General features: G+C 69.0%; 5 protein-coding genes. 3 read left to right on the top strand and 2 right to left on the bottom strand.

All coding sequences use genetic code 11. The features are described 5' to 3' along the window. Positions 1-166: 166 nt before the first annotated feature. Entirely contained in the window at positions 167-874 is a 708-nt protein-coding gene (locus STRIP9103_RS21350; RefSeq protein ID WP_048820696.1) for a hypothetical protein, read from the bottom strand. A gap of 375 nt (positions 875-1,249) precedes the next feature. Between STRIP9103_RS21350 and STRIP9103_RS21345 the strand changes: the two genes are divergently transcribed. Continuing rightward, positions 1,250-3,682, top strand: a complete 2,433-nt coding sequence (locus STRIP9103_RS21345; RefSeq protein WP_048820695.1) for a SpoIIE family protein phosphatase — start codon at positions 1,250-1,252, stop codon at positions 3,680-3,682. A 4-nt stretch (positions 3,683-3,686) separates the two neighbouring features. On the opposite strand, the gene STRIP9103_RS21340 is transcribed toward STRIP9103_RS21345, so the two are convergent. After that, complete coding sequence (locus tag STRIP9103_RS21340) at positions 3,687-3,914, bottom strand: response regulator transcription factor (protein WP_009317107.1); 228 nt, start codon at positions 3,912-3,914, stop codon at positions 3,687-3,689. Positions 3,915-4,088: 174 nt separating this feature from the next. Between STRIP9103_RS21340 and STRIP9103_RS21335 the strand changes: the two genes are divergently transcribed. Both STRIP9103_RS21335 and STRIP9103_RS21330 read left to right on the top strand, forming a co-directional pair. Beyond that, on the top strand, positions 4,089-4,853 hold the full coding sequence (locus STRIP9103_RS21335; protein WP_009317115.1) for an RNA polymerase sigma factor: 765 nt from the start codon (positions 4,089-4,091) through the stop codon (positions 4,851-4,853). Between the two features lie 94 nt (positions 4,854-4,947). Continuing rightward, a complete protein-coding gene (locus STRIP9103_RS21330) occupies positions 4,948-6,021 on the top strand; it encodes a LacI family DNA-binding transcriptional regulator (protein ID WP_048820694.1) in 1,074 nt (357 codons plus the stop codon). Positions 6,022-6,057: the final 36 nt, after the last annotated feature.

The following is a 6,057-nucleotide window of genomic DNA, read 5'->3' as shown; positions in this document are numbered from 1 at the left end:
GGGTACAAGATAAGGGTCGCCACGGGAGTTTACTATTACGGCAAGGAGAGCAATCCCTGGAGCATCTACACAGAGCAGTATTTCAAGGGGAAGAAGATAAGTAGCTGGCACTTGTGGGTGTCGTCCAAGGATCGGGTGGAGTGGTATTCCCGGGTCGCCAAGGTGGTCACGCCTTGGACGGCGACCTTGTGGTGGACGTCGGCTTCGGAGTGGACGTCGGCTTCGGGGTGGACGGAGGCTTCGGAACGGTATGGGAGTACCCCATGGCCTTCTGGAATTCCTCCAGCGCCTTGAGAGTCGCGCAAGCCCCCTTGGCCTTGTCGCTCACGACTGCCGCCGCGCAGGCTCCCTTCTTGACCAGGTCCCAGATCTGGTCACTGACGCCGTACCTGTACCAGCGCAGGTCGACCCCTGCCGGGCGCCACTTGTTGACGAGATAGTCCCGCTCCACCGTGTTGAAGAGCATCACGTTCTTGACCGGCGATGGCCCCAGAGGCTTTCCAGCCTTGTCGCCGTGCACCGCCCACTGGCACGTCTTTGTGTGCAGCTTCTTCGACCAGCCCAGATTGATGCCGTGCCCAAGACCCCGCTTCTGGTGGACCAGATAGTGCTTGTGCGAAGTGTTGTAGAGGGCGAGTACCTGATCGTAGCGGATCGGGCTGGAGGTCTTCGGGCTGTCACACTTCACGAACTTCCACTCGGTCTTCACGGACTTGCTCCACCTGAGGTCGACCCCTATCGGGCGCTTCTTGTAGTAGAGATGTGCCTTCTTGTGCTGGTTGTAGAGCGCGAACGGCACGTTCGTGCGGGAGGCACCGGAGAATTTCAGTGTCCACTGCGCGGTCGCCTGCTTGATCGGCTTCGGGAGCGGCACGGGCTGCGACTGTGCCGCAGATGCCGGCACTTGCGATACCACTGTCGCGACCATGAGCGTCCCGAGGACACTCGCGATGGCACGACGTGACATTGCTCTGGACATGTTGCACTCCTCGCGAAATCGAGAGGGTTTCCGAATCGGCGGTGATGTCGAATTCGTTGACTCGACCTTCCGTGAGGAGAGTGGCGAGGGGTAGTCCCGTAATGCCGGGGCTTGACATCCTCCCCGAGCCTGTCCTCTGCCGTTCCCCCTGGTCGACGTGCTGCGTTGGTGCTCGGTGGGCCGCAGGTCGATGCTTGTTGGAGGGGCGCTGGTCATGCGGGTTCCCGTGGAAAGCGGGATACGAAATCAGCAGGCGTGAGGTGAGCGGTGATGGAGCGACCCACCCATCCCGGGGACCGGCTTGATCAGGCACGGGCCGCTGGGGAGGCGACGTACACGGCCACGGCCATCATCGACGAACAGGGCCTTGTGACGGGGTGGAGTGAGGAGGCCCGGCGGCTGCTGGGGTATGCGTCCGCGCAGGTGGTGGGGTCTCCCGCCGCCGGACTGCTCGCCGACGACATCGGCGAGCGGGCGCGGCGGGCGGCGGCCGGGCAGGAACGCCTCAACGGCACGGTGGCACTGAGGCACCACGACGGCCACCGGCTGCGGCTGGGGCTGCTGGCGCACCACCGACGCCGGAGCGACGGGAGAGGCGAGTGGCTCGTGGTGTGCGCGGTGACGGACCCGGCACAGACGCTCCGGGGTGAGGCGCTGGCGGAGTGGACGTTCGTTCAAGCCCCTTGCCCCATGGCGGTCTTCGACACCGACTTGCGGCTGCTGCGCGCGAACGCGGGCATGGAGAGCGCGCTGTCCATGGAGGCAAGGCAGATGCTCGGGCTGCGTCTGCCGGAGATCGCGCCGTGTCCGGAGAACGGCGAGGTCGAGAAGACGATGCGACTGGTGGTGAGAACCGGCCAGGCGCAGCAGGTGGAGCCCTGTCTTCATCCCGCGGGTGTCAACGCGTGGCAGAACTGTTCGGCCACGCTCGCCCCGTTGAGGGACCCCGACGGCCGGGTACGCGCCGTGTGCCTGACGGCGCACCACGAGGCGCAGGAGGACCTCGTCCAGGAGCGGATGCTCCTGCTGGACGACACCGGCACCCGTATCGGCACCACCTCGGACATCACCCGTACCGCGCGGGAACTGGCCGACGCCGCTGTGCCCCGGCTGGCGGACTTCACCGCCGTCGACCTGCTGGAGGGTGCCCCCTACCGGGTGACGGAACTCCCCTTCTCGCCGGCGGAGCCGGTGAGAGTGCGTCGTGTCGCCGCGCGCTCGCTCCGTGAGGACAGCCCCGAGTTCCTGGGGGTGCGGGCGGGGACGACCGCCTACCCGGTGCTGTCTCCCCCGGCCAGGTGTCTGGCCCAGGGCCGCGGCGCCCTGTACGACACGGCCGATGCCGGTATCGCCCTGTGGGTCCAGCAGGACCCGGCAGCCGCATGGATCCGCCGGTGGGGAGCACATTCGATGATCGTGGTGCCGATGCGAGCACACGGCACCGTCATCGGCGTGGCGTTCTTCGGCCGTTACCAGCGCCCCGAACCCTTCGAACCGGATGACCTGCTACGGGCCGAGGAACTCACCGCCCAGGCGGCCGTCGGCATCCACGAAGCCGGCCGGCACCCCCGCGCGCGCACCACCACCATGACGCTGCAGAGCAGCCTGCTGCCCCAGACGCTGCCCGATCAGACGGCTCTGGAGGTCGCCTCCCGCTATCTGCCCGCCGCGACCCGCGCCGGTGTGGGGGGCGACTGGTTCGATGTGATTCCGCTGTCCGGCGCACGGGTGGCCCTCGCCGTGGGCGACGTCGTCGGCCACGGCATGCGTGCCGCGGCCACCATGGGTCGGCTGCGCACCGCGGTGCGTACCCTGGCCGACGTCGACCTTCCGCCCGACGAGTTGCTCACGCACCTCGACGACCTCGTCCTGCATCTGTCCGCCGTGGAGGGCGGTACGGAAGGCACCCCCGAGGCTGCCGGGGGCATCGGCACCACGTGCCTGTACGCGGTCTACGACCCGGTCTCGCGCCGCTGCACCCTCGCCCGGGCCGGCCATCCCCCGCCCGCCGTGGTCACCCCGGACGGCGCGGTGTACTTCCTCGATGTTCCGGCCGGCCCACCGCTGGGCCTGGGCGGTCTGCCCTTCGAGACCATGGAGACCGAACTGCCTGAGGGCAGCCTCCTCGCGCTGTTCACCGACGGTCTGCTCCAGCTCCGCGACCACGACATCGACGAAGCCCTGGACAAGATGTTCACCGCCCTGGCGCGGCCTCTCACAACCGTGGAGACGGTCTGCGACAGGGTCCTCGCGGATGTGCTGACCCATCGCCCCGATGACGACGTCGCCCTGCTCATCGCCCGTACCAGGGCTCTGCATTCCGACCGGGTCGCCTTCTGGGACCTGGTCAGCGACCCCGCGATCGTCGCCCGGGCCCGCCACCACGCCACGGAGCAGCTGACCGCCTGGGGACTGGACGACGCCGCCCTGATCACCGAACTGATCGTCAGCGAACTGGTCACCAACGCCATCCGTTACGGCCGGCCGCCCATCCAGCTGCGGCTGATCCACGAGAACAACACCTTGATCAGCGAGGTCTTCGACTCCAGCAGCACCGCCCCGCACCTGCGGCGCGCCCGGCTGCTCGACGAAGGGGGGCGGGGTCTGCTGTTGGTCGCCCAGCTCGCCCACCGATGGGGCACCCGTCATGGCCCCATCGGCAAGACCATCTGGGCCGAACAGTTCCTCGCCGCCGGCATGTGAGGTGTCACAGCCCGAGCGTCAGCGCCAGCCGGATCAGTTCCGCCTGGGTGTGTACGCCGGTCTTGGCCCGGATCCGGCGAAGATAGCCGTCAACGGTGTGCACGGAGATACCGATCCGGCGGGCCGTACCGGCATAGGTGCATCCCTCTGCCAGGTGCCGCAGGATCTGCTGCTCGCGGCGGGACAGGGCGGGACGTGACGACTGGGCAGCGACTCCGGGCAACTGATGCATGCCGACTCCTTCAGCGGGCGGGGCCCTGTGCCCCGCACTCGCCTTACAAGAGCCGCGACGGCAGAACACACCAACAACTTTTCGACGCCTCTTTTTCCGGGCGGAGCCGGAGTCACGAGTCCAGCAAGCCAGAGAGGGTGCGCAACATGCCCCTTTTGTTCTAATGTCGCCGATATGGACGACCGCACGATGGTGGCCGCGATCCGAGCCGCGGACCCCCGGGGGCTGGCAGCGGCGTACGACGCCTACGCGGGTCAGATCTACGGCTACTGCTGTTCAGTCCTTCACAACAGCGACGCCGCCGCCGACGCCTTGCAGGACACCTTCGTTCTCGCCAGTAAGCGCATCGACCAGCTGCGAGACCCTCAGCGGCTACGTCCGTGGCTGTACGCGATCGCCCGCAATGAATGCCGGCACCAGTTGCGCGCCAAGGGCCGCACCACCCCGCTCGAAGAAACCGACGAGCTGGTCGACGAGGCTGTCGACCTCGGTGCGGGCCTGCGTGCCGAGGAGATCCGGACTCTGGTCTGGGAGGCCTTCGAAGGGCTCAACTCTCGTGATCGCGAGGTGCTGGAGCTGTCGGTACGCCAGGATCTGGACGGTGCCGACGTGGCTGCGGCGCTGGGGATACCGCGCAACCACGCACATGCGCTGCTGTCCCGAGCACGGCAACAGTTCGAGAACGCCGTGACGGCGGTGATCCTGGCCCGCGACGGGCGGAGGGACTGCCCCGACCTGCGCCGGATGCTCGACGGCTGGGACGGCACCATGACCGTGCTCATGCGCAAGCGCATCACCCGCCACATCGGGCAATGCGACATCTGCGACCACCCCAAGCGACGCGATGTCCGCCCCTCGGACGTGACCCACGCTGTTCCCGGTGCCCCTCCTCCCCCTGGTACTCCTGGTACTCCTGGTACTCCGCGATCGGGCGCTTGACCGTCTTCGCCGGCGGTCCGGGCGGCGGGCGAAAAACGCAGGTCCGCTGCTAGCCTCCGTTCCGGGGAAACCGGTTGCCGGACGGGGGAGGGCCATGACGAGGAAGAGCGCCGAGAACGGGAGCCGCAGCACGATCCGGGACGTGGCGGCACGCGCCGGGGTCTCGGCCGCGACGGTGTCGCGCGTACTCGGCGGCGTCTACCCGGTGAGCGCCACCACCCGCACCCGCGTCATGCGAGCGGTCCGCGACCTCGACTACGTCGCCGACGCCCGGGCCAAGGCCGTCGCGGGCGCCGGCACGCCCACCCTCGGATTCGTCCTCGACGACATCACCGGGCCGTCGTTCGCGCTGATGGCGCGCGGCGTGGAGCGCGAGGCGACCCGGCTCGGCCATCTCTGCCTGGTGTGCAGCACCGACGGTGACGTCCAGCACGAGCTGGACTTCGTCGAGACGATGCGGGCGCAGCGGGCCGCCGCCGTGATCCTGGTCGGCGGGGGCGCGGACACCCCCGAGTACCGGGCGCGCACGGCCCATGTCGCGGACGCGCTCGCCTCCGCCGGGTCACGGCTCGTGCTGTGCGGACGGCCGCCGCTGAATCCCGGCGCACCGGTCACGGTCATCGAGTACGACAACGAGGGCGGCGCGTACGCCCTGTGCTCGCACGTCCTGGCCCATGGCCACCGGCGGATCCTGTTCCTCGGCGGCAAGCCCGACCACACCACCGCCCAGGGCCGCGAGCGGGGGTACCTCGCCGCCCACCGCGCCCGGGGCGTGGAGACCGACCCCGCGCTGCGGCTGACCGGCGACTTCACCCGGGACTCCGGCTACCGGCTGATGCGGCGGGCGCTGGACGCCGGGCTGGAGTTCACGGCGGTGATGGCGGCCACCGACATGGTCGCGGCCGGCGCCCTGACCGCCCTGCACGAGGCGGGGCTCTCGGTGCCCGGCGATGTGTCCCTGGTCGGGTACGACGACATCCCCTTCGCCCGCGATCTGTACCCGGCGCTCACCACCGTGCACGTCCCGTACGAGGAACTGGGGCGCCTCGCGGTACGGACCGCGCTGGGGCGGGGACGTGACGCGTCGTCCGACGAGCATCTGTTGCTGGGGACGCATGTGGTGGTGCGGGGCTCTGTGCGGGCCGTCGGGGACGCGTCCGTCCGGTGACGTTCGTCGCCGATCGCCGCTTTCGACCGGCGGCCA

The sequence above is a fragment of the Streptomyces ipomoeae 91-03 genome (assembly GCF_000317595.1).
Lineage (GTDB): Bacteria > Actinomycetota > Actinomycetes > Streptomycetales > Streptomycetaceae > Streptomyces > Streptomyces ipomoeae.
Note: the sequence above shows the minus strand (reverse complement) of the source record. Positions and strands in the feature narration are given on the sequence as shown.